At 53.2% G+C, this 23,555-nt stretch carries 21 protein-coding genes and 1 tRNA gene; 5 read left to right on the forward strand and 17 right to left on the reverse strand.

What is annotated here, in order from left to right; translation table 11 throughout:
- Window positions 1-192: 192 nt before the first annotated feature.
- Complete coding sequence (gene araA, locus G445_RS0105350; protein WP_022866523.1) at window positions 193-1,701, forward strand: L-arabinose isomerase; 1,509 nt, start codon at window positions 193-195, stop codon at window positions 1,699-1,701.
- Window positions 1,702-2,074: 373 nt separating this feature from the next.
- Window positions 2,075-3,043 carry an aldose 1-epimerase gene (locus tag G445_RS0105355; protein WP_022866524.1) on the forward strand — a complete coding sequence of 323 codons (969 nt, stop codon included), beginning with the start codon at window positions 2,075-2,077 and terminating at the stop codon, window positions 3,041-3,043.
- 90 nt (window positions 3,044-3,133) lie between these two features.
- Here the strand turns inward: G445_RS0105355 and argF are convergent, their stop codons facing one another.
- The 11 genes from argF to G445_RS0105410 all read right to left on the reverse strand — a co-directional run bounded on the left by argF (window position 3,134) and on the right by G445_RS0105410 (window position 14,787).
- Window positions 3,134-4,084 (reverse strand): ornithine carbamoyltransferase, encoded by a 951-nt coding sequence (gene argF, locus G445_RS0105360; protein ID WP_022866525.1) that lies wholly within the window; start codon window positions 4,082-4,084, stop codon window positions 3,134-3,136.
- 68 nt (window positions 4,085-4,152) lie between these two features.
- Complete coding sequence (locus tag G445_RS0105365) at window positions 4,153-5,412, reverse strand: acetylornithine transaminase (RefSeq protein ID WP_022866526.1); 1,260 nt, start codon at window positions 5,410-5,412, stop codon at window positions 4,153-4,155.
- On the reverse strand, window positions 5,405-6,352 hold the full coding sequence (gene argB / locus G445_RS0105370; protein WP_022866527.1) for an acetylglutamate kinase: 948 nt from the start codon (window positions 6,350-6,352) through the stop codon (window positions 5,405-5,407). The genes G445_RS0105365 and argB overlap by 8 nt, the downstream gene beginning before the upstream one ends.
- 137 nt (window positions 6,353-6,489) lie before the next feature.
- Window positions 6,490-7,641, reverse strand: coding sequence for a bifunctional glutamate N-acetyltransferase/amino-acid acetyltransferase ArgJ (argJ, locus tag G445_RS0105375; protein WP_022866528.1), 1,152 nt, complete (start codon window positions 7,639-7,641; stop codon window positions 6,490-6,492).
- 29 nt (window positions 7,642-7,670) lie between these two features.
- Window positions 7,671-8,825 (reverse strand): N-acetyl-gamma-glutamyl-phosphate reductase, encoded by a 1,155-nt coding sequence (gene argC / locus G445_RS0105380; RefSeq protein WP_022866529.1) that lies wholly within the window; start codon window positions 8,823-8,825, stop codon window positions 7,671-7,673.
- A gap of 142 nt (window positions 8,826-8,967) precedes the next feature.
- On the reverse strand, window positions 8,968-9,399 hold the full coding sequence (locus G445_RS0105385; RefSeq protein WP_022866530.1) for a hypothetical protein: 432 nt from the start codon (window positions 9,397-9,399) through the stop codon (window positions 8,968-8,970).
- 17 nt (window positions 9,400-9,416) lie between these two features.
- Complete coding sequence (locus G445_RS0105390; protein WP_022866531.1) at window positions 9,417-12,017, reverse strand: ATP-dependent Clp protease ATP-binding subunit; 2,601 nt, start codon at window positions 12,015-12,017, stop codon at window positions 9,417-9,419.
- 113 nt (window positions 12,018-12,130) lie between these two features.
- Window positions 12,131-12,592, reverse strand: a complete 462-nt coding sequence (gene dtd, locus G445_RS0105395) for a D-aminoacyl-tRNA deacylase (RefSeq protein WP_022866532.1) — start codon at window positions 12,590-12,592, stop codon at window positions 12,131-12,133.
- A gap of 257 nt (window positions 12,593-12,849) precedes the next feature.
- Window positions 12,850-13,170, reverse strand: coding sequence for a DUF2516 family protein (locus G445_RS0105400; RefSeq protein WP_022866533.1), 321 nt, complete (start codon window positions 13,168-13,170; stop codon window positions 12,850-12,852).
- A 178-nt stretch (window positions 13,171-13,348) separates the two neighbouring features.
- The gene (locus tag G445_RS0105405) at window positions 13,349-14,110 is read right to left on the reverse strand and encodes a hypothetical protein (RefSeq protein ID WP_022866534.1); all 762 of its coding nucleotides are present in this window, start codon (window positions 14,108-14,110) and stop codon (window positions 13,349-13,351) included.
- Between the two features lie 62 nt (window positions 14,111-14,172).
- Complete coding sequence (locus tag G445_RS0105410; RefSeq protein WP_022866535.1) at window positions 14,173-14,787, reverse strand: FABP family protein; 615 nt, start codon at window positions 14,785-14,787, stop codon at window positions 14,173-14,175.
- A gap of 628 nt (window positions 14,788-15,415) precedes the next feature.
- On the opposite strand from G445_RS0105410, the gene G445_RS0105415 reads away from it, so the two are divergent.
- Entirely contained in the window at window positions 15,416-16,042 is a 627-nt protein-coding gene (locus G445_RS0105415) for a DUF47 domain-containing protein (RefSeq protein WP_022866536.1), read from the forward strand.
- Window position 16,043: 1 nt separating this feature from the next.
- Window positions 16,044-17,051, forward strand: coding sequence for an inorganic phosphate transporter (locus G445_RS0105420; RefSeq protein ID WP_022866537.1), 1,008 nt, complete (start codon window positions 16,044-16,046; stop codon window positions 17,049-17,051).
- A 321-nt stretch (window positions 17,052-17,372) separates the two neighbouring features.
- Here G445_RS0105420 and pstB read toward each other — a convergent pair whose 3' ends face one another.
- The 6 genes from pstB to G445_RS0105450 form a co-directional block, all read right to left on the reverse strand.
- Window positions 17,373-18,158 (reverse strand): phosphate ABC transporter ATP-binding protein PstB, encoded by a 786-nt coding sequence (pstB, locus tag G445_RS0105425; RefSeq protein WP_022866538.1) that lies wholly within the window; start codon window positions 18,156-18,158, stop codon window positions 17,373-17,375.
- A 20-nt stretch (window positions 18,159-18,178) separates the two neighbouring features.
- Window positions 18,179-19,276, reverse strand: a complete 1,098-nt coding sequence (pstA, locus tag G445_RS0105430; protein ID WP_022866539.1) for a phosphate ABC transporter permease PstA — start codon at window positions 19,274-19,276, stop codon at window positions 18,179-18,181.
- Window positions 19,277-20,344 carry a phosphate ABC transporter permease subunit PstC gene (gene pstC, locus G445_RS09890; RefSeq protein WP_022866540.1) on the reverse strand — a complete coding sequence of 356 codons (1,068 nt, stop codon included), beginning with the start codon at window positions 20,342-20,344 and terminating at the stop codon, window positions 19,277-19,279.
- 39 nt (window positions 20,345-20,383) lie between these two features.
- A complete protein-coding gene (pstS, locus tag G445_RS0105440; protein WP_022866541.1) occupies window positions 20,384-21,478 on the reverse strand; it encodes a phosphate ABC transporter substrate-binding protein PstS in 1,095 nt (364 codons plus the stop codon).
- 235 nt (window positions 21,479-21,713) lie between these two features.
- Window positions 21,714-22,715 (reverse strand): GNAT family N-acetyltransferase, encoded by a 1,002-nt coding sequence (locus tag G445_RS10875; RefSeq protein WP_026420975.1) that lies wholly within the window; start codon window positions 22,713-22,715, stop codon window positions 21,714-21,716.
- 10 nt (window positions 22,716-22,725) lie between these two features.
- Window positions 22,726-23,355, reverse strand: coding sequence for a hypothetical protein (locus tag G445_RS0105450; protein WP_022866543.1), 630 nt, complete (start codon window positions 23,353-23,355; stop codon window positions 22,726-22,728).
- 81 nt (window positions 23,356-23,436) lie between these two features.
- On the opposite strand from G445_RS0105450, the gene G445_RS0105455 reads away from it, so the two are divergent.
- Window positions 23,437-23,508, forward strand: a tRNA-Lys gene (locus tag G445_RS0105455).
- Window positions 23,509-23,555 lie beyond the last annotated feature (47 nt).

Genomic DNA, 23,555 nt, shown 5'->3' on the forward strand with positions numbered 1-23,555 from the left:
TAACCAACCGGGTCTAGCGAACCGGGACCCAATAAAATGAGCCCCGGAAGTGGAAGAATCCGCGCGAGGACCGCGAACCGCACATAAGAATTTCCACTGGAAATACGTCCAACAGCGCCCACAGCGCTCACAGCGCCAACAGCGCCCAACAAACAAGAAAATTTTTAACCCAACACAACAAAGGAGTTATCCATGAAAAACCCATTCGAAGGTAAGGAAATCTGGTTCCTCACAGGAAGCCAGTTCCTCTATGGTCCAGAAACACTCGATCAGGTTGCCGAGCAGTCCCAGACGATTGCGAACGCCATTGACGAAGCCCCGGAAGTTCCCGTCAAGATCGTGTGGAAGCCCGTTCTTACCACGTCAGACAATATCCTTCGCACCTTCCTCGACGCTGGTGCCAACGATAACGTTGTTGGTGTGATTGCGTGGATGCACACCTTCTCCCCCGCAAAAATGTGGGTCCGCGGGCTTGAAGCCATGCGCAAACCACTCCTCCACCTCCACACCCAGATTGACCGCGAAATGCCGTGGGCACGCATGGACATGGACTTCATGAACCTCAACCAGGCTGCGCACGGGGATCGCGAATTCGGCTACATCCTCACCCGCATGGGCGTTTCCCGCACAACCGTTGTTGGACACTTCACCGATAAAGAAGTGCACGAAGAGGTCGGCATTTGGGCACGCGCAGCTATCGGCTGGAACGAAGCACAGACACTCAAGGTTGCCCGCATTGGCGACAACATGCGCAATGTTGCAGTGACCGAAGGTGACAAGACGGAAGCCGAAGTTCGTTTCGGTATCTCCGTTAACACCTGGGGCGTAAACGACGTTGTTGCCGAAATCGAAAAGGTTGACGACGCAACAGTTGACGCACTCGTCGCAGAATACATGGATCTTTACGACGTGGTTCCCGAACTTCACCCGGGCGCAGAACGCCACGAATCCCTGCGTTACGCAGCTAAGCAGGAAGCCGGTTTGCGTTCCTTCCTTGAAGCCCAGGGCGCCGGCGCCTTCACGGACACCTTCGAAGATTTGGGTGGCTTGAAGCAGCTCCCAGGCCTTGCCGTTCAGCGCCTCATGGCCGACGGTTACGGTTTCGGTGCGGAAGGCGATTGGAAGACAGCGATCCTCGTTCGCCTCGCCAAAGTTATGGGTTACGGGCTCCCCGGTGGCGCCTCCCTTATGGAAGATTACTCCTACAACCTCGTTCGCAACGACGAAAAGATTCTCGGTGCCCACATGCTCGAAATCTGCCCCACGATTTGCGACGAGAAGCCGCGCCTCGAAATCCATCCGCTCGGCATTGGCGATCGTGAAGATCCTGTACGCCTTGTCTTTACCGCAACTCCGCGTGACGCTGTTGTTGTTGCGATGTCCGATGTTCGTGAACGTTTCCGCCTTGTTGCAAACAAGGTAGACGTTGTGGAACCTGATCAGCCACTCCCGATTCTTCCTGTGGCTCGTGCAGTGTGGAAGCCTGCGCCTGATTTCCAGACCTCCACGCATTGCTGGCTTGCCGCGGGCGCTGCCCACCACACGGTGATGACAACCCAGGTCGGCTTGGATACGTGGAAGGCATTCGCCAAGATTGCCGGTGTTGAACTCGCCACAATTGATGAGAGCACAACAACCGAAAAGTTCGAAAACCACCTGCGCTGGAACTCCGTGTTCTATCGCATTGACCCGAGCCTCTAAGGTTTCTGTGGAGTGTTGAGGCAAAAAGCTGACACACTCTTTATCGCGTATCTATGGAGCCGTGGAGCACCCCTTCCATATGCTTTCGGTTCTAGGTCTACATGTCGGAGATTATGTTCGACATGTGGCTCCATGCGAGGTGGGTGGTTGCAACCCCCTGAGCAACCACCCACCACTTTTCTTATTGTGCCGCATTATGTGACACGTATTCGCACATCCGCACATCAGCGCATAATCTCACCCTCGTAGCTTCGCCGTCGTATATTACTATGGCGTATATACACCGAAGTTCGTTATCGTCGTACATTCATATCCGCAACCACCTCAACCCGCGCAAATATTTCACAACTTTCACACGTTAGATAGGAAACTGATGGGCAACGAAACTCCACAAACTTACGCAACCCGCATCTTCCCTCCGCTCGCAAATGCACACAATGCAAGCGACACCCTCACCGTCACCCCGCACGGCGCCATGATTCGCGAATGGGTTGTTGACGGAAAAAATATTCTCGACGGTTACCGAAACGATGCCGAACAAAAAGCAATGAACGGTTCGCGAAACAATGTTTTGGCGCCCTGGTCCAACCGGATTCGGAATGGACAGTGGACGGACACAGAAGGGCACACTTTTGAAGGGCCGGAACCTCTTGCCCCAGGCTACGAAAAAGGTATTCACGGTATTGTTTTTGCCCAAGATTTTGAGGTTGTGGATACGGATAATAGCGCATGTGTTCGCCTGCGCACGCGGATCACGCCGAGTGCCGCATACCCCGGCGATATTGACCTCACCGTCACGTATTCTTTGGTGGGAAGCGGTGTTCTTGACGTACTGATTAAGGCCGAAAATTGTGGGGACGTTCCCGCGCCAGTTGCGCTCGGGTGGCACCCCTATTTCCTTCTCGACGATAGCTACGATAAACACAAGGTTTACGTTGAGGGACGTTACGTAATTTCTTCGGATTCCGCGAAAATTCCATACGACGGCAACGAAGCCTTCCGCGATATTGACGGCTTGAAAAATGTTGCTCTACCACGAAACTGGGACACCGGCATCACGGGGCTTATTCCTGATCCAGATGGTTGGGTGAGTGCTGTTTTGCGCACGGGGCGGCGCACAATCACGGTTCGGGCACTTCTCGATACCGGTGTTGGGCAAGGGAATTTCCATCTGTTCTCCGGGCAAGGTTTGGGGCGTGACCCGCTTCGCGCGATTGCCATCGAGCCGTGCCAGTTTATGCCGAACGCCTTGAATCGTCCCGAATTGCGCGAGGCCCTCGCGCTTCAACCCGGCGAAACGCGCACGCTTTACTCCCAGTGCATTGTGGAGTTCAATCAGTAACTATGAAACTTCCTGTGGTGCATGACTACAAGAAGTAGAGTTCATTCGAATCTTTTACTTGGGTATGAAACTCCGCAGAAGTTTTTCAGCCTATTCAGGTTGGTGTTCCATGAGCCAGACGAGTAGGGCTTTTTGGGCGTGGAGGCGGTTTTCGGCCTCGTCGAACACCCGCGATTGAGGACCGTCAATCACGCCTGGCGTGACCTCATTATTCCGATATGCCGGCAAGCAATGCAGGAAAATCGCGTCCTCATTCGCCCTGGCCATTAGCTCCTCAGTAACCTGGTAGGGCAGGAAAGGCGTACGCCGGTCAATGCCGTCCTTCTCCATCCCCATGGACACCCACGTATCCGTAATAACCACATCGGCACCGCAAATTGCCTCATCCACATTATCGGTAACAACAATATGTGCACCCGTTTCCTCCGCACGCTTCTTTGCGCGGTTCACGAATTCGGGAAGGGGCTGGAAGCCAAGCGGCGAACAAATGGTAATATCCATGCCGGCTGTGGCGAAACCAAGGAGGTACGAGTTACCCATGTTGTTGTTTCCGTCGCCAAAATACACGGCTTTGTGGCCCTTCAAACCCGCAACGCCCTCCTCGGGACACAGGTTTTCAATACAGGTTTGCAGATCCGCAAGCACCTGGCAGGGATGTAGATCATCGGAGAGCGCATTCACAATGGGAACCGTTGCTGTTTGCGCCATCTGAGTCAAATTTGAATGCGCAAAAGTCCGCCACACAATCGCGCTAACGAAACGCGAAAGTACCGCCCCCGTATCCTGGTAGGTTTCGCCCTTCCCCATTTGAGATTGTGAAGAATCGACGACGATACCATGCCCGCCGAGCTGCGTCACACCAACGTCGAAAGAAAACCGGGTTCGCGTCGATGTTTTGTCGAAAAGAATCGCAACCGACTGCGGACCGGCGAAGGTCGCGCGCGAATATGGCGCCTTTTTTAACTCCGCCGCGAGCGCCAAAATTTCGGCTTGCTCTGCGGGTGTTACGTCATCATCTGCTAAAAAATGCCGAACTGCCATGCCTTACTTTCCTTTCTTTACGCCAGTATCGTAACCTACTAACGTTACCGGCCACTGCCAAAGCCCTGCTATAACTGTAGAATCTCTATCTGCGACCGTAGAATCTCGGAAACGGATTTCACCCCTCGCGTGATTTCTTTTTCCGTGATAACAAGCGGAGGGACGAACCGAAGCACATTGGCCCCGGTTGCGTTAAGAACAACGCCACCTTTCGCGCCACACGCCTCTGCTGTACCTGTAGCGCCTTGCGCATGTGGAGTGGCTAGAGTGAGCCCCTGCGCAACAGCCTGTTTCGCAATAGGCTCTTTGAGAACTGCGGCGAGCATGAGCCCGCGCCCGCGCACAAACTCCACTTGCGGCAGAGCTTCAAGGCTAGATCGTAATAGCTGGCCACGTTTTTCCACGGTCGTCAAAAAATCCGGGGTGAGAGTATCAAGCACAACGCCAGCCGCTGCACAAGAAACAGGATTGCCGCCAAAAGTTGTTCCGTGATCGCCCGGTACGAAAAGCTGAGCCGCCTCACCCCACGCAAGGCAAGCACCAATTGGCAATCCTGCGCCAAGCCCTTTCGCCATAGTCACCACGTCCGGACGCACGCCTTCATGCTGCCACGCAAAAAACTTTCCGGTACGCCCGGCACCGGTTTGTACTTCGTCGGCAATCATGAGGATGCCGTGTTCGTCGCACAAACTACGTACTTCGGCAAGGAAACCCTCGGGTGCTGGAATCACGCCCGTTTCGCCCTGGATCGGCTCCAAAATAATTGCGGCGGTGTCCTTCGGGTTAATCTCCACGAGTTGACGCACATAATCCGCGTCCCCATAGGGGTAGAACTCCACGCCTGCCGGGAAGGGGTGGAAGGCCTCTTTCTTATCGGGCTGGCCCGTCATGGCGAGGGCTCCCATGGTGCGTCCGTGGAAACCGTGATTGGCGGCAAGAATACGCCTCCGCCCGGTTTTCCGCGCCAGCTTGAAAGCAGCCTCATTCGCCTCAGCACCAGAATTGCAGAAGAAAACGCGGGCGCTACTGGCAACATCCTCATCCCCGGTCGCGAAATGCTCGATGAGCTTTGCCCCCGCCTCAACAACGGGAGTGGACGCCAACAGGTTGGACACGTGGGCAAGCTTCCCCACCTGCCTACTCACCGCCTCAACAACCTTCGGGTGAGCATAACCTAAAGAATTTACGGCAATGCCGGCAAGGAAATCAATGTAGGAGTTGCCGTTATCGTCGTACAACGTGGCTCCGCTACCGCGAACCATCGTCACCGCTGGCGTCCCATACGTATTCATGAGGACGTGTCCCCACGTTTCACGAGTGTTACTCATCGTTAGCCGCCTTCCTCATCACAATACCGTCCGGGTATTCCTCCCGGTTGAAATTATCTGGCAACACCATCGTGCCAATACCGCCCATGGTGAGCAGTTCCAGGACCACCGCGTGCGGGATACGCCCGTCAATCACCTGCGCGGCACGCACCCCGTGCTCCACCGCATTCAAGCACGCCTCCATTTTCGGAATCATGCCCGAATCCAGCTTGGGCAGGAGGTTCGCGAGAGGCGTTGCGTCAATACGGGACACAAGCGAATTTCGGTTGGGCCAATCCGTGTAAAGCCCGGGCACATCCGTGAGCATAACGAGCCTCTCCGCGCCCAGCGCAACCGCGAGCGCCCCGGCAGCCGTGTCCGCATTAATATTGTAGGTATTTCCGTCCTTACCCGGCGCAATCGTTGAAATCACGGGGATTCGCCCAGCATCGATAAGATCTCTCACCGCGCTGGGATTCACCTCCGTAATATTTCCCACCAGGCCAATATCTGTGGGAACCCCGTCCACCGTGGCAAACCGCTTCGTGGCGGTAAACAGCCCGCCGTCCTCGCCCGAAGAACCAATCGCGTAGGGCCCGTGCGAATTAATGAGCCGCACCAGTTCGCGCCCAACCTGCCCGAAGAGCACCATGCGGATAACGTCAATAATTTCGGGGGTTGTGACGCGGAAACCGCCCTTAAATTCGGAGTGAATCCCGAGCCGCCCCAGCATCTCGTTAATCTGCGGCCCTCCCCCGTGCACAACAACGGGGCGCGCACCCACGGTTCGCAACAACACCATATCCGCGGCGAAGGCAGCCTTGAGTTTGTCGTCAATCATCGCGTTTCCGCCATATTTCACGACGATGATCTTGTCCCTGAAGAACTGGAGCCAGGGTAGCGCTTCGGCAAGCACCTCCGCGCGGTTTGCGTCCGTGAGCTTTGGGGTATTCGTGCTCATCTTCTGTTTCCTTTACTGTTCCCTCATCTGTTTTTGCTTTATCGTGTGAGATGCGGAAATTCTCGGCTGTCGCGAGGTGCCTAACACGCTACACGCTGTCAGCTTTTCGGTAACAACCATCAGCAACATCTCACCCGTTACGTCGTGTATGCGGAGTTGATTTCAACGTAGGCGTGGGAAAGGTCCGTCGTGTACACGGTTGCTGTGCCCGCACCGCCCGTTCCCAGGTCAATCTCCACGGCAATATCTTCGCCCGTCAAATCCACGTCGCGCGCCCCGGCAGTCGCGCATGTTTCGCTACACACGGTTTCTCCGTTAAAAGCGACGCTAATATTGTCCGGATCCATTGCAACAGGAGCCATGCCAACTGCCGCAAGAACGCGCCCCCAATTCGGGTCCGACCCGAACATTGCGCATTTGAAGAGGTTGTCCCTGCCGACGGTTCGCGCCGCGTCCAGGGCTTCCTCGTCGCTCCCGGTTCCTCTAACGGTGATGCTTATGCGCTTACTGGATCCTTCAGCGTCGGACTGCATCTGGCGCGCAATATTGACGCAGGCTTCTTTCACGGCCGCCGCGAATTCTTGCGGATCCGGGCTTATCCCGCTGGCGCCACTTGCCATGAGAATAACGGTGTCGTTGGTGGAGGTTGATCCATCGATGTCGACGAGGTCGAAGCTTTTCGCGGTTGCTGCGCGGAGTGCCGAGTCCGCTAGCGACGCATCCACTACGGCGTCCGTTGTGAGGCATACAAGCATTGTTGCCAGGGACGGCGCCATCATCCCCACGCCTTTACCCATTGCCCCAACAGACCACCCATTTTTTACGACGATTGCCTCCTTGGAGACGGTATCTGTTGTCATAATGGCGCGGGCGGCTTGGCTACCGTGTGAGCCTAGGGTTGCTGCGAGGGTGTGGATACCGGATGAAATATTCTCCATCGGCAGGTAGTCGCCAATGATTCCGGTAGAGCAGACGGCAACGTTGTCCGGTAAGCAGCCGAGTTCGTCCGCAGTTTTTTTCTGCATAGCGAGCGCGTCGTTCCAGCCACGTTCTCCTGTACACGCGTTGGCGTTTCCCGCATTGTAGATGACCGCGTGTAGTTCTCCGTGTCCCACGGCTTTTCGGCTGAGTTTCACGGGCGGAGCGCACACTTTGTTTCGGGTGAACACAGCTGAGGCAACATAAAGTGGTCCATTATTGACGACGAGAGCCATATCCGGTTTGCCGGATGGCTTGATATGCGCAGCTGTTGCGCTAGCGCTAAATCCTGCGGGTGTTGTGATGCTCATTGTTGTCCTTAACTTTCGTTCCTACCCGTTTACGGCGCCACTCCAACGAGTGGCAAGCCCGCTGTTTCTTCCCAGCCGAGCGCAATATTCATGCATTGAATGGCAGCGCCGGCCGTGCCTTTCGTGAGGTTATCAATGGCGGAAACCATGAGGAGTCTGCCTGATTGCGAATCAACTTCCACCTGGACGTGGCACAGATTCGCGCCCAACACGTGCTGCGTTTGTGGCTGAATACCTTCCTCAAGGAGATGGACGCAGGCTTCTTTCGCATATGCATCCTCGTACGCTCCGCGAATCTGCGCGGTGATGTCACGAATCTGTTCGGTAACGATTTGAGTGTGTGCGGGGTGTACGTTCTGCGAGATGTTTTTATCCGGGCAATCCACGGCCGCAACCACGTCCTTTGTTTTGTTCATGATTGTGTCGGAAAGCGGTGCAGATGCGACGGTAAGGATTCCGCGCGGAAGTGGCGCTAAAACGGGCGTGAAACTAATATTCACTTTTTTGCCGCCGCTGACCTCTTCAAGGTTTTGAATAATTTCTGGTGTATGCCGGTGCGTTCCGGCGGTTTTGTAGGCTTTTAGCGACCCCATGGTTTCCGCGCCGAGCATCGGCACAGATGCGCTTTTACCTGCCCCGGAAACGCCGGTAACGCTCGTAATGGAAATATTTGGTTCAATAAATCCGTGCTGGAGTGCCGGATAGGTGGCGAGGGTTGCGCCCGTGGGGAAGCATCCTGGTACGGCAACGTGTTTGCTCGCGGCGATGGCTTCGCGGTGGCCGGGAAGTTCCGGGATTCCGTAGGGCCACGATCCTGCGTAGGTTCCGCCGTAGTAGTTGTCCCAATCTGTTTGATGTTTCAAGCGGAAATCTGCTGCACAATCGACGACGATAGCGCGGTCCCCTACCGCTTTGGCAACTGTGGCGGAGTGTCCGTGTGGGAGCCCGAGGAAAACAACATCATGTTGGGCAAGAATGTCTGTATTCATGGCTTCAATAACGCGGTGGGCGAGCTGTGGCGCATGAGGGATGGCGGTAGCACAACGTTGTCCAGCGCTGGAATTTCCCATAAGTGCGCCTATGGTGAGTTCTCCCGAGGCGTATTTGGGGTGCCCGAGGAGCAAACGAATTATTTCTCCGCCGGCATATCCGGTAGCGCCAGCGATTGCAACGTTAATAGCCATGCACACAATAGTACTATTTATGCAAGTTTCTGCAAGTTATGCACAATAGCTGAACGTCTCAATTTTGTAAGTAACGTTGAAATTGCGCGTTTTTATAGTTTTATGGCATTGGCCATGCTTAAAATTTATGTATTTCTATGCATTATGCTTTATGTTTTCGCCTTTTCACATATCCATACGCCTGATAACCGATACACACCATCGCACACAGCAAGCCACATATCCACGGCTCAACATGTTTTGCCATTCCTGCATACAACGATAGAGCTAACGTCACTATCAACATCAGATATACCTTGCCAAGCAGAAGTTTTCGTGGCGTTACCTCATCTGATTCGTCCGGCGCCTCACAAGAATCAGTCTCGTCCACCGTGCCTTGCGGAGAAGTAACTCGCTGGCGAAGTTGTTCACGCTCAACACGATACGCTGCGACACAAAAAATACCGACGACAAGCACCCCAATGGCGATAGTCCACCATAAAGAAAACGAGGCAATAGCTTTTGCAAAAAGTGCGCCAGTGGCACATGCCACTGGCGCACCGGCAAGTATTTGCAGAGTTCTGCTTCTATTCATTCCTGCCTTATCCGTTACTAGTTAGCGGCCTTCATGCCACCACCGGAGCCTCCCCCGGCAACTGGCGCAGACCATGCCGGACGGGTGGACTTATTCGAGGCCAAACCTTCCATCTCTTCAGGTTCTGGAACAAGCTCCACGCCCTCAGGTAAAGGCTCGCCGGCTGCCTGGCCACGGAACGTCAACTCCTTGGGATCGTCTGGATTATCAACATCGGTGATAATCACATCGCCCTTCTTGAACTCGCCATACAGCAACTTTTCGGAAAGAACATCCTCAATGTCGCGCTGAATGGCTCGACGCAACGGGCGAGCACCAAGAACCGGATCGTATCCACGGTCCGCAAGCAATTCCTTCGCCTGCTTCGTGAGAACAATCGTCAAATCCTGTTCCTTCAAACGCTTATCGAGCTTAGCGATCATCAAATCAACGATCTGGAGAATTTCCTTATGCTCAAGCTGCGGGAACACAATAATATCGTCCACACGGTTCAAGAATTCGGGACGGAAATTATCCTTCAATTCTTCAGAAACCTTCGACTTCATACGCTCATAGGATGTTTGCGTATCTGCATCAAACTGGAACCCGGTTTGAACACCCTTCGCAATATCCTTCGTACCGAGGTTCGTCGTCATAATAATAATGGTGTTCTTGAAGTCAACAACTCGTCCTTGCGAATCCGTCAAACGCCCCTCTTCCAAAATTTGGAGAAGTGAATTAAACAGATCCGGGTGTGCCTTTTCAACTTCGTCAAACAAGACCACGGAGAACGGCTTGCGGCGAACCTTTTCGGTCAGCTGCCCGCCCTCTTCATAACCGACATATCCTGGGGGCGCACCGAACAGACGCGAAACCGTGTGCTTCTCGGAGTATTCGGACATATCCAGCGTAATCAACGCAGATTCGTCGCCAAACAAGAAATCAGCCAGGGACTTCGCCAACTCGGTCTTACCCACACCGGTTGGGCCAGCGAAAATGAAGGAACCGCCCGGACGGTTCGGGTCCTTCAAGCCCGCACGTGTACGGCGAATCGCCTGCGAGAGCGCAGAAACAGCCTCATTTTGGCCAATCACACGCTTATGCAATTCTTCTTCCATACGCAACAGCTTCGCAGATTCAGCTTCTGTGAGCTTAAAGACCGGAATACCTGTTGTCATGGAAAGAACTTCGGTAATCGCATCTTCGTCGACGATGGAAACCTCATCCATCTCGCCATTCCTCCAGGCTTCTTCGCGCTGAGCACGTTCCTCAGAAAGTTTCTGCTCTTCATCGCGAAGCCCTGCGGCTTTCTCAAAGTCCTGTGCGTTAATCGCAGCTTCCTTCGCCCGGCGCGTTGCCGTAATGCGATCATCAAGTTCACGCAATTCCGGCGGAGCCGTCATTTTGCGGATAGCGAGGCGAGCCCCAGCTTCATCCACCAAATCAATTGCCTTATCCGGCAAGAAACGGTCATTAATATAGCGATCGGCCAAGGCGGCTGCGGACTCCAAAGCATCATCGGTAATCGTCACGCGATGGAATGCTTCGTAACGGTCACGCAAGCCCGTCAAAATCTCAACAGTTTGCTTCACCGAGGGCTGCTCAACCTGAATCGGCTGGAAACGACGCTCCAACGCCGCATCCTTCTCAATATATTTGCGGTACTCGTCCAAAGTGGTTGCACCAATCACCTGAAGTTCCCCGCGCGCAAGTTTCGGCTTCAACAACGAGGCGGCATCCAAGGCACCCTCGGCAGCACCCGCACCCACAAGAGTGTGGATTTCGTCGATAAACAACACAATATCGCCACGCGTATTGATTTCTTTCAAAATCTTCTTCATACGCTCTTCAAAATCGCCACGGTAACGCGAACCGGCAACCAACGACCCCATATCAAGAGCGTAAATCTGCTTATCTTTCAACGTTTCGGGCACTTTTCCGGCAACAATATTTTGTGCAAGACCTTCCACGACGGCAGTTTTTCCGACGCCCGGTTCGCCAATCAACACCGGATTATTTTTTGTACGACGAGACAGAATCTGCATCACGCGTTCAGTTTCCGTATGGCGCCCAATCACGGGATCCAACTTATGTTCACGAGCGGCAACCGTGAGGTTACGTCCATACTGATCGAGAATCGTGGAACCGGAGCGTTGACCCGAGCGTGGCCCGCCACCTCCAACACCGACGGCTTCCTTGCCTTGGAAGCCTGAAATCAGTTGGGAAACCTGGTTGCGCACCGTCGCCAAATCGGCGTCGAGTTTAATGAGAACCTGCGCGGCAACGCCGTCGGCCTCTCGCGTCAGCCCCAGAAGCAAATGTTCCGTACCAATATAGGAGTGTCCCATTTGAAGAGCTTCACGCATCGCATATTCAATGACTTTCTTGGCGCGCGGCGTGAAAGGAATATGCCCCGAGGGCGCCTCCTGCCCCTCACGAATAATCTCAATAACCTGCATGCGCACAGATTCGAGGGTAACCCCGAGCGCTTCCAACGCTTTTGCCGCCACCCCTTCGCCTTCGCGAATCAGCCCGAGCAGGATGTGTTCCGTACCCAGGTAGCTGTGTTTGAGGTTGCGTGCTTCCTCCTGCGCCAATACGATAACGCGACGGGCGCGATCGGTAAACCTTTCGAACATAACTCTCCTATGGACTAGGTAATCACATAACAGAGTAACGATAAGAGAGCCTTATCGCTCCACACTTTCGCCAAGGGCATGAGCTGAACGCTGAGAGAAAAACCTCACTACCCCTATGCTTCAACCTCAACCAGGAGTGTGAAGGGGCCGTCGTTCACCAACTCCACATCCATCATGGCTCCGAAAGACCCTGTTTCCACATGAAGCCCGTAAGTTTCCCGAAGTTTTTTCGCTACACATTCATACATTGGTTCCGCAATATTTCCGGGGGCCGCGTGAGACCAGGAGGGCTTACGTCCCTTACGCACATCTGCGTAGAGTGTGAACTGCGATACCAGGAGAATGGGCGCGCCCGCTTCTTCTGCGCTCAACCTGTCCGACTGTTCATCAGAACCGTCCGCCCCGCGCAACACCTTTAATTGCGCAATTTTTTGAGCCACTTTGGTCGCTTGCGCATCTGCGTCGCTGTGAGTAACGCCAAGGAGAACACACAGCCCAGGCTCTTTAATCTCCCCAACAATCTCGCCATCAACCGTGACGCTCGCCCTTTTCACGCGCTGAATAACCGCTCGCATAACCTCGTTTCCTTTCACTCCTGTATTCTGTGTTATCCGTTACGTTCATATCCGATATGTTCGACGAAGTTTTCCCAATCCGCCACGCGCATTTAGCTCTAGCGGTTCTTGCACGACATGTGACGGTGAGCTTCACCAGGCTTTTTGCAACATGCGTCGCGCATCCGTCCTGCCTTCGTCACCTTCGTCTTATTACTTTCGTCGTACTACATCCGTCGTACCTTCTAAAACCGCGATTCCACGCACAAGGTGCGCGCTTATTTTCTGGGACGTCGCCTGCGTGGTCCCATCCACTGCTGTTCCGGCCCAAGATAGAAGAGCGCTGCGAAAGCGGAAGCGAAAGTCAGTATCCCCTGGAATGGCAGGCGGAACGGCAATACGATTGTCATCACCATAATAACTAATGCCACCACCAGAACACTCACCCAAAACTGTTTGGATTTGCGAGCGTATCTGAAATCGCTTTCCGGCCGCGTAAAGCAGGAGACAAACGCCCACAGCATAAAGAGGCAGATAAGCACGTTCACCGTCATCATTGTCCACCACGAAATGTTGTACACCAACTCTGTTGCGCTCATACGTTGCCTTTCCATCACCGCGACATGGTTAATTTCGCGCACTGGGGCGCCTCTTCACCCACACATTGTAGCCTGGCACCCTGGTTTTCTTATGTGGCGCGCGCAAAGGCGTCGGGCTAGCGAGGAAACACATCGGGTTAGTGGCTCGACGCATCTAGTCAGCGGCTCAACACACCAGTTAGCAAGAAAACAGATCGGGTGCGCACGTAAAACTACCCACGGTAAGTTGAGGCGCAGAGTTATGCGACTTACATGCATCTGATTCGAGGACGTGCGTGCTGGCGGGCGCGAGCCCTGCCCCTGTCATAAATTGTTCACGCACATCCTTGCGCAAAAACCCAAGCGCGACGGGCCCTTCTTCCCAGTGGCGCGCGACGGTTGTCACGTAACCGCAGACATTAGCGCCGAGGTTAGCGTCTGCATCTCGGCCTGCGCCACCACCTAGGCGACCGCCCGCGTCATCACCTATTTTTTTTACGACGAAAATCGGTGAGCCCGGCTCTGGAAGCTCTTGGGCAGGAACACCTTCGAGCCAGAACTTCGTCAGAACATAATCTTCGGGCGCAATTTTCAGGCAGGTATCTTCTACTGCGTCAGGAATCCCTTTGGATACCCGAACTGCGCGCCACGCCTCAATACCCGCACATACATATCCGCGAGCGCAAAATTTTTCCCATTCCGCATTGATGTTTTCAGTTTCAACAATCGCCGGTTCACCAGATTCCACACAACCATATGCGTACCGACGCCTCGTGTCGTGTTGGCCATTCTCCGTCGTATAAACAACCCTTAAAGAAAGGTCGGCAAACCCGTGCCCGTCCTCAAGGGCGCGCTGTTCTTTTACCGGGTTTCCGAAGTGAAGCGCGACGCCTTCCAGGTCGCCCCTCCCTTCGACTACGCCAGGCATTTTCAACAACGGACTGTAGTAACTATCACTCATGCGTCATCTTCACAAAGTTGCAGGTTTCGTCGTCGAAAAAATCGTCGTCGAAAAAACGTTAGTTAGGCGTTTTCGGCGTGAGGCGAGCTACCCGGAGTGTCCATATCCGAGACCCTCTGAAGACGAGCGGACATGTAGGGACGCATATCCGCACCAAAAGCGGCCATATCGTAGGCGTAAAACAGCTCAGATTCGACGTAACCGCCCATAATCTGCCCACCTTCAAAAGTAGCGGCAGAGGGGGTGGCGGCGATGGCGTCGGCAACAATTTGGAATTGCGGGCCTTTAATGAAACCAGCCCACGTGGTTGCGTGTCCAGCAGCGAAGGACACAATGCCTTCAAGAACGTAACGCCCGTCTTTGCCGTCCGGGAAATTCGGGGATTGGCGCAAATACCCGCTACAACTGGACCACAGCTGCCCCTTGGTGAGCTGGTTATACATGCGTCCGCCTGGAATATCGCGGTCGATAGCGCCGGCCGGTTCCTGCGCGAGCCAAACATTTGAGTGAATGTGCAGGTAGGGGCCACCGTTATCGTTGTCTATACGAAGCTCGTGGAGATAGGCGCTGGCATCCACACCTTCGTATTCGAGAAGCCCGGCACCGCGCCACGTATCAACAAGCCACGCCATCGGATATGTTTCCGGGGCAAGATTTTCAGGAATTGCAAAAGCCATATTCTTAGCCTAGCCGGGGCGCGGGTGCTTTGCCACGTCACGGCGTTTATCTCGCTTTCTAAGTTTTGCGAACGCCATGCGCGCCCCGCTTATATGCGCATCGTAGCAACCTGAACACCTAACATCACCTGCATTAAGTCATCACCTTTCACGAACGCCCCACGCGCCCTGGAATATACACACCGCAACATCCCGAACGCATTCACACAAAAGCGACGGCGAGTTCCTTCAGCGGAATCATTTTCCCAGTTGAGTGACATGAGACACGATGTTAAACTTAACGCAAGACATCGAACCTCGAAAGCCCCGGGCTCCACTATTAGCCGCTACGAGCGGCCCTCGCGCCGTCAGGCGCTCTCAGGTTCGGTGTCCATTTTTCTCTACACGTATTCTCTACACGAACACGTTTTTTCTCTACACGAACACATTGAATTTTGTTCCAGTGTTCACCTCTCACTCCTGCTTTAAGAGTGGCCCATTATCATTCCACACGCACACACGAACTCCCTTCGTTAGAAAAACTCCACAAATAGCAATTACTCACACAAAAAACGTGCGCACACCCGTCACCATGTCATATATTGGTAAGGGAATGTTCATCTCCCGTTAATATGAAACGAGGATTCTTATGGGTCTTTTATCCAGATTCTCCGGTAATAGTGTGGTTTTTGACCTTATTTCAAACCAGGCAAAATACCTCAGCCGGACAGCAGACCAACTTGCCAAGCTATTTGCAACACCCGCACATGACCGCGCTGAAGAGCAAAAAGCCCTGCACGCCATCGAAAATAAGGCCGACGAAGCCAACCACACACTGTTAAAAAAAGTGAATGTTTCCTTCGTCCTCCCCTTCGATCGCGAAGATATTTACGAACTCGCCGGGCAGGTGGATACCTGCATTGACCGAATGGACGAAGCGGGCGAAAACCTTACCTACCTTAAACCGGGTGCCCTGCCCGCAGAAATTGATGAAATGATTGATTTATTGCGCGCATGTGCTCGTCGTTCCACCGACATTCTTCGTAAATTTAAACCCACAGATCCGGCAACCAAAGATTACTGGATTGAAATCAACCAACTCGAAAACCAAGGCGATGCTCTCTACAAGAAAATCATCGCAAATCTTTTCGACGAATCCACGGATCCCTTAGAGGTTTTGCGCATCAAACTCATTGTAGACGCACTTGAAGGCGCGCTCGATTCCTTCGAAAACCTTTCCTCCGTCGTCGAACGCATCTCCCTCAAGGAGTCGTAAAGTGTCCGAGCTTGCTTTTCTTGTTGGGCTCGTTGTCGTTATTGCCCTGGTTTTTGATTTCACCAACGGCTTTCACGACGCCGCCAACGCTATCGCGACATCTGTAGCTACGCGAGCCTTGACCCCGGCTGTCGCCCTCGGTATGGCGGCGGTGATGAACTTTATAGGCGCCCTCATGGGGACGGCCGTCGCGGAAACGATTGGGTCAGGAATTGTCCACATCGGCGACCTCCCCCCGCTTAAAGGACTCAACCTTGTTCTCGGTGCGCTCATGGGAGCTATCGTGTGGAACCTTATTACCTGGTGGAAGGGTCTGCCTTCCTCATCCTCGCACGCCCTCATTGGCGCGCTGGCGGGTGCGGGGCTGGCAAGCTCCACCCAGGTTCACTGGGGAGTTATTCTCGACAAAGTCGTTATCCCCATGGTTCTCTCCCCCGCCGTAGGGTTCTTCCTCGCCTACATCCTTATGAAAATCGTGCTCATGCTTCTACGCAACGCAACCTATCGCTCCACCATGCACAGGTTCCGTTACGCACAAACCGTTTCCGCGGCCGCAATGGCCCTCGGGCACGGCTTGCAGGATGCGCAAAAAACAATGGGCGTGATGGTGCTGGCAATGGCTGCTGGTGGCTACCACGATCTCGGTTCAGGAATTCCCCTGTGGGTAAAGCTCAGCGCTGCGGGCGCAATCTCCGCCGGAACCGCAATGGGCGGTTTCAAAATCATGAAAACTCTCGGTTCTGGGATTATTGATCTCGACCCCGCGCGCGGTTTCGTTGCCGAATCCATTGCGGCTAGTGTTTTGTACACCACCGCTTTCGTGTGGGCCGCCCCGATTTCTACGACGCACACTGTCACCTGCGCCATTATGGGTGTGGGCGCAACCAAACGAAAATCAGCTGTCCGTTGGGGAATCGCAGGAAATATTGTTACTGCATGGGTGCTTACCCTACCGGCGGCCGCGGCCGTTGCTGGTGTCACAACATGGTTATTACATCTCGTTATCTAGGTTTTCTCGCACACCAGTAACGCACGCGCCCCGGAATATTTCATTATCGTCTCATTTCTCTGGCGCATTCATTGCCACAACACCGTGGCATAGCGTTAACTGCGAATCGTTACGACGATATACGACGAAAAGCGACGCTATACGAGATACGTAACGATATACGACGATATGCGTGGGGGTCTGGATGTGCACCGCATCCAGACCCCCACGTTTTTCTCTACTTGGTTATTATCACAGGCTCACGAAAACCTGCACTAGCCCCCCCTGGTAGGCATTGAAAGAGTACAACGACGAACAAACATCGCACTCTTTCGTCGTACTTTAACCAAAACGACCAGAAACGTAATCTTCGGTTTGCTTATTTGATGGGTTCGAGAAAATCTTTTCCGTGTTATCGAACTCAATGAGCTGACCCGGTTTACCTGTTCCTTCAATGTTGAAGAAACCTGTTGTTTCGGAAACGCGAGCGGCCTGCTGCATATTGTGGGTCACGATAACAATCGTGTAGTTATTCTTCAATTCCGTCATGAGATCTTCGATGGCGAGGGTGGAAATCGGATCGAGAGCCGAGCACGGTTCGTCCATCAACAGAACTTCGGGCTGCACAGCGATAGCGCGAGCAATGCACAAACGTTGCTGCTGACCACCGGAAAGAGAAGAACCGGGGCGACTCAAGCGATCCTTCACTTCGTTCCAGAGGTTAGCGCCACGCAAAGAACGCTCAACGATTTCATCGGCATCTGACTTCTTGATCTTCTTATTGTTGAGCTTCATGCCCGCCAACACATTATCCGCAATGGACATTGTGGGGAACGGGTTGGGGCGCTGGAACACCATACCTACATGCTGGCGAACCGTTACCGGATCAACGCCAGGCCCGTAGATATTTTGGCCGTCGATATAAACTTCACCTTTAACATGAGCGCCCTGAATGACTTCATGCATACGGTTAAGGGAGCGGAGGAAGGTTGACTTACCGCAACCGGAAGGACCTATAAGTGCCGTCACGGAGTTCGGTGCAATATCAACATTCACGTTTTTCACTGCGAGAAAATCACCGTAATAAATGTTCTCATTGCGTACTTGAATTCCTTTGTTGGTAGCCACAGCTATCCTTTCTTGTGGCCTTAACGGCCCTTGGGCGCAAAAATATGCGCAATAATTCGGGCAAACAGATTGAGCAGCAACACCACGACGACGAGAACGAGCGCCGCGCCCCAGGCGAGTTCCATCTCGCCCTTGCTGAACATGTTGTAAACGAAAACAGGAAGTGTCATTACCTGGCCGTTGAAGATGGTGTAGTTAAATCCATCCGGGCTACCGGCAGTAATCATGAGGGGTGCCGATTCACCGATAACGCGCGCAACAGCAATAACGCAACCGGAAACGATGCCCGGAAGGGCTGTTCGCAACACGACTTTCACAATCGTTCGGGATTTTGTGACACCCAGTGCATAGGAAGCCTCACGCAACTCGTTGGACACGAGACGCAACATTTCTTCCGTATTTCGAATAACCAGCGGCGTCATGAGAACCACAAGGGCTACCGCACCCATGAAACCGTTATAGAAACCAAGGGCAGGAGCCAAAAGAGGCACAATTGCGGCGGCGAACAAACCGGCGACGATGGAAGGAATACCCGTCATAATATCGACGAGGAATGTCACGGTTCGCCCGAACCAGCCACCTCTGTTGTATTCGACGAGGTAGATTGCGGTAAAGATACCGAGCGGGATCGCAATCAACGCTGTTGTTCCGGTAATGATTAACGTACCTACGATGGCGTGTCCCACACCGGGGATAGCGCCTTTCATCGTCATACCTTGTGTGGAGTTGTTGAAGAAACCCCAGGATAGCGTTGACCACGCTTCAACAATAACTGCATAGAGCAAGCTGAAGAGCGGGATAACCGCCAGCACAAACGCGGAGGTAATTTTGATGGTTGCCATGCGGTCTGCACCGCGACGTGAACCTTCCACAACATATCCCACGATTCGCATAATCAGCATGAACAGTAGGACACCGACGATGAGTGGCGCAAAAAGCGATTCACTCTTGAAAACGAAGTGAAACACCAACCAACTCACGAGGAGGCTCGCCACAAGAACAACGGGTGTTGTATAGGAGGGGAGCGTTCTGCCGGAGCTTGCAAAGATAGAGCCTGAACTTACCTCGGGAACTTGTGCAGTATCCGGGGAGGCTGTAAATGTGACGTCGTTACTCATTTATGCATTCGCTCCTGAGAATTCAGCGTACTTAGCGAGTACGCGACGGGCAGCCCAGTTCACAAGGAAGGTGAGGGCGAACAGCATGAGGCCGATACCGATAAGGGTTTGGCGCTGTAAGCCGGGATGTGCTTCTGGGAAGTTCAACGCAATTTGGGATGCGATAGTGGAGTGCTGGCCGGGTGCGAAAATATTGAAATTAATCGCAAGCCCTGGCGAGAGAACCATGAGGAGAGCCATCGTTTCACCAAGCGCTCGTCCAAGCCCAAGCATCGCGGAAGACACAATACCTGAACGCCCAATGGGAAGAACTGTCATCTTAATCATTTCCCACCGAGTTGCACCCAAACCGAGCGCCGCTTCTTCAAGAAGTGGCGGGGTTTGAAGGAATACCTCACGGCAGAGGGATGTAATAATCGGAAGAATCATGATGGCGAGAACGAAACCACCCATGAGGATGTTACGCGCCGGAGGCGTGAATTCCACGAGAGAGGGTTTTAATGGCCACCAGTCAAAACGTGCTAATCCGTGTTCTTCGCCCATGAAAGGCACATAATCGACCCACCACTGGAGCGGCTTCTTCAATACTGAAGAAACCCATTCAAAGATGGGACGCATAATCGGTTCAAGCGTACGAATACCCCACAAACCGAAAACTACCGACGGAATAGCGGCAAGAAGATCAATCACATACCCTAGACCCGAAGCGAACTTACGGGAGGCGTAGTGGGAAATAAACAGGGCAATTGCCACTGCAAAAGGAACGGCGATAGCTAGAGCAATGAGGGAGGAAAGAATCGTACCGAACAATGCAACGCCAGCATACTGCCAGAAGCTCATTCCTTTTGTAAAGCTCACATATCCTTGAATTTCTTGGCTTTGAGCTACGAACGCCGGGTATGACTCCAGAAGCAGGAAGAGGAACACTGCGCCGAGGATAACCATAATAAATCCACCAGCAGAGATTGATACCCATTTGAAGATCTTATCAGCGCGGCGACGCACGCGCTTACCAGGAGACGCCGGTGTAACAGTTTGTAAGCTTGACGCTTTACTTTCTGTTGCCACAGGCGTCTCCTTAACGTTTAATTCGTGGTTTGCCATAAGTTACTTGATGGTGTCCACTACTTTTTGAGATTCTTCACGGAGCTTATCGGAGATGGGTGCGTTACCGCCGTTTGCCTTGTGAGCTGCTTCCTGTCCGTCCTTGGAGATGATGTAGGAGAAGAAGTCCTTCACAATTTTGGCGTGGTTGGCATCCTTGTATTCCTGGCAACCGATGAGGTAGGAAACCATAACAACCGGGTAACCGCCTTCGATGGAGCCGTCACGCTTGAAGTCTTTAGAAAGAAGCGTATCTGTCGCATCCTTGGATGCCGGGGAGTGATCAACAATCTTTGCCGCCGCTTCAGCTTCCGGACCGATGAAGGACTTACCAACTCCAACCTTCACAGGTGTGAGCTTCTTAATCTGGGAGAAGTCCGCGTAGATAATGGAGTTCGGTGTGGATTCTGCAAGGGTAACAACACCGGAGGTCTTTTCTGCAGACTGTGTACCACTGATTGGCCAGGTTTCTTCAGGCTTGTGCGTCCATACGCTGGGGGCAACAGTCTTGAGATATTCCTGGAAGTTCTTTGTTGTTCCGGACTTTTCAGCGCGGTTAATCGGAATGATCTTTGCGCTGGGGAGCTTAGCCTTGGGGTTGCTTTCCTTAATTGCCGGATCATCCCACTGGGTAATCTGTCCTGCGAAAATCTTGGCGATGGTTTCGCCGGTGAGGTTAAGTTCCTTCACACCTTCAATATTCACCGCAATGGCAATAGGAGAAATGTAAACGGGAAGTTCTACTGCCTTTTCCGTCTTGCAAACATTGGCAACCTGCTTCAATTCTTCAGCCTTCATCGCGCTATCGCTTCCGGCGTACTGGCTCTTACCTGCCAGGAATTCTGCACGTCCGTTACCGGAACCGTTTGCGGTGTAGTTGATGGTAATATCCGGGTTGGCGCTCTTGAAGTTATCACGCCATGCCTGCTGAGCATTCTGCTGTGATGAAGCGCCTGAGCCGTCGATGCTTCCCTTTGCTTCACTCTTCGGGGCGGCCTTTGTACCACCCGCATCGCTTGCAGATCCACCACATGCGGAGACTACGAGGGAGATTGCTGCGAGGCCTGCTGCGAAAGCGCCAAATTTTTTGTTCGTCACGGTGCATTTCCTTTATATCTAGAGAACGCCACTTCCAGCGTTACCTGACGTCAAGGCTATGGGGGCGGGGTTACGTGACTTCCCCTAAAGGGTTAACAACAGGTTAATAGTGCTGTTCTTTATCTCACATGCGTGATTTTTCGTTATTTTCAAAGGATTTTTCAGGGTTTGTGGTGTGCGTTGTTGCGCATACTTCACGTTTTTCACTACATGCCTTGCGTATTGTGTTGACGTGTTAGCGCCGCGCGTACATCACGTGTTCTTCTACAACCTTATAGCTCGCCGTCCGGTACAGTCCTACTGCCGCCTCGTTGGATGCGTCCACGTAGAGTTTCGCAATTTTATATCGACGACGGACCATGGCATCTTGTGCATATTTCATCAATGTTTTCCCTACACCACGGCCTTGAGCGCGCGGATGAACACCAAGCACATATATTTCTATGGTGTCATTTTCGAGGGGTTTCATCCACAAATATGCGAGCATTTCCGCGCTGTCGTTTGTGGCGTTCACGTCTGTGGCAGTTTCGCCCGACTCGCCTTCGTCTATCGCGCTCTCGCCTTCTACACTCTCGCCAGCCTCGCTTTTGCGCATAACGTCGTTGTCGCACACCTTTTTTTCACGCGCCACAAACAGAAGGCTCGAATCAAACCAGGGTTCGGCCATGCGTTGCCGAAAATCTTCCACGCTCAAATTTCCTTGATCCGGTAAATCCGCAAATGCTTGGGCATTAAGCCTTACAAGATCTTCAAGGTCGCCCTCGTCAAACGCGCGGATAGCCACGCCCTCAACGCCAGGCGTTTCGCCCGAGTTAACATCCAAACTTTTTTCCATCACATAAAGACGGCGCCCTGGCTCTAACTCTAGATTTGTGGCTAATTTCTGGGCATACTCTAGGTTTCCATGCGCCCACACACCCTGCGGAACTTCAGGAAGAAGCGTTGTGAGAAGACGTTTCCCAAAGCCACGGTTTCGCGACCTTGGACGAACAGCGAGTTCCCCATAACCCCCACGTCCAGCAACTGCCACCCCTATCACCTTGCCTACCCCGCAGGCGTATTCCACCATAATCCAGAGCCGTGTTCCGGGAGTGTTATGGGAAAGATCAAGCAGGTTCTGTTCATCAAAAGGAGCGAAACCGTCATGTTTTGTGCAGGCTTCAGCCAAGGCAACTATATCGTCGTACATCTCAGAACTTACTGAGGTGAGGGGAAGGATGGAAACGTCGGGACTCATCCACATGGCGTTAATTCAATACTCCACGGGCGCTACGTTTCGATGCTTCGAGCAACTCGCGCGAGGTTTGGAGAAGGGCTTCATCTCGGCGAGTAACAGCCGTTGCTAGGGGGTGATCATCCTCCCCAATCCACTCGGGGCTGACCTGCCCAATAATATTCAAGATGTGTGCGCTATCGAGAAGAACCTTCGCTACGGGATGCTCGCCCCATTCCCCTGAAAAAATCGAGCCCCAACAGGTATGAAGGTCCTCAAGAGAATACGTGTCCGCAAGTTTCTCATCCACATTGACCCCGCGAGCCACCAACACTTCGCGTGCACGATTGAATCGCGCGAAGGCATCTTCAGGGAAACGACGCAACCACTCATAGAAAAGGAATCCCCTCCACAAAGTCCCCGCGAGGGATTCTTCAGGGGAACGCACCCAGCTTTCGGCAATAACATCAACGCCTTCCGTGTGAACAAGCTCCACAATGCGCTCGCGTTCCTGCGGGGAACCGGCGAACGGAGAAGGACCCGGGAGGAGTGCCCATGCGGAAAGATTGGCCAACTCCGCGTTGTAGGCAACATCCTGATCGCCAGGAATTGTTTCCATCAGGTCCTCGCTTAACTGCGCTGGACGTCGAAATTGCGGTGCCATCATTCCTCCTCAATTGTGTTCCTCACAACATATTACGCCATAGGCACCCTTTTTCAGAGATTTCGGGCTAAACTACTTTGCGGGCCTCTAGCTCAACGGCAGAGCATCGGACTTTTAATCCGCTGGTTGTGGGTTCGAATCCCACGGGGCCTACTGGTGAAAATCCGCGATTCTTAGCTATAATGCAAAGGACGCGGATT

Source organism: Actinotignum urinale DSM 15805, from assembly GCF_000420445.1.
In the GTDB taxonomy this organism is placed as follows: Bacteria; Actinomycetota; Actinomycetes; order Actinomycetales; family Actinomycetaceae; genus Actinotignum; species Actinotignum urinale.

Excerpts from the sequence above, each read along its gene's own strand:
- G445_RS0105355 (WP_022866524.1), top strand. The coding sequence starts at position 2,075 with ATGGGCAACGAAACTCCACAAACTTACGCAACCCGCATCTTCCCTCCG.
- argB (WP_022866527.1), bottom strand. The coding sequence starts at position 6,352 with ATGAGCACGAATACCCCAAAGCTCACGGACGCAAACCGCGCGGAGGTG.
- dtd (WP_022866532.1), bottom strand. The coding sequence starts at position 12,592 with ATGCGAGCGGTTATTCAGCGCGTGAAAAGGGCGAGCGTCACGGTTGAT.
- G445_RS0105405 (WP_022866534.1), bottom strand. The coding sequence starts at position 14,110 with ATGAGTGATAGTTACTACAGTCCGTTGTTGAAAATGCCTGGCGTAGTC.
- argJ (WP_022866528.1), bottom strand. The coding sequence starts at position 7,641 with ATGAGCATCACAACACCCGCAGGATTTAGCGCTAGCGCAACAGCTGCG.
- G445_RS0105415 (WP_022866536.1), top strand. The coding sequence starts at position 15,416 with ATGGGTCTTTTATCCAGATTCTCCGGTAATAGTGTGGTTTTTGACCTT.
- G445_RS0105390 (WP_022866531.1), bottom strand. The coding sequence starts at position 12,017 with ATGTTCGAAAGGTTTACCGATCGCGCCCGTCGCGTTATCGTATTGGCG.
- araA (WP_022866523.1), top strand. The coding sequence starts at position 193 with ATGAAAAACCCATTCGAAGGTAAGGAAATCTGGTTCCTCACAGGAAGC.
- G445_RS0105365 (WP_022866526.1), bottom strand. The coding sequence starts at position 5,412 with ATGAGTAACACTCGTGAAACGTGGGGACACGTCCTCATGAATACGTAT.
- pstA (WP_022866539.1), bottom strand. The coding sequence starts at position 19,276 with ATGAGTAACGACGTCACATTTACAGCCTCCCCGGATACTGCACAAGTT.
- G445_RS10875 (WP_026420975.1), bottom strand. The coding sequence starts at position 22,715 with ATGAGTCCCGACGTTTCCATCCTTCCCCTCACCTCAGTAAGTTCTGAG.
- G445_RS0105410 (WP_022866535.1), bottom strand. The coding sequence starts at position 14,787 with ATGGCTTTTGCAATTCCTGAAAATCTTGCCCCGGAAACATATCCGATG.
- G445_RS0105385 (WP_022866530.1), bottom strand. The coding sequence starts at position 9,399 with ATGAATAGAAGCAGAACTCTGCAAATACTTGCCGGTGCGCCAGTGGCA.
- argF (WP_022866525.1), bottom strand. The coding sequence starts at position 4,084 with ATGGCAGTTCGGCATTTTTTAGCAGATGATGACGTAACACCCGCAGAG.
- G445_RS0105400 (WP_022866533.1), bottom strand. The coding sequence starts at position 13,170 with ATGAGCGCAACAGAGTTGGTGTACAACATTTCGTGGTGGACAATGATG.
- argC (WP_022866529.1), bottom strand. The coding sequence starts at position 8,825 with ATGGCTATTAACGTTGCAATCGCTGGCGCTACCGGATATGCCGGCGGA.
- G445_RS0105450 (WP_022866543.1), bottom strand. The coding sequence starts at position 23,355 with ATGGCACCGCAATTTCGACGTCCAGCGCAGTTAAGCGAGGACCTGATG.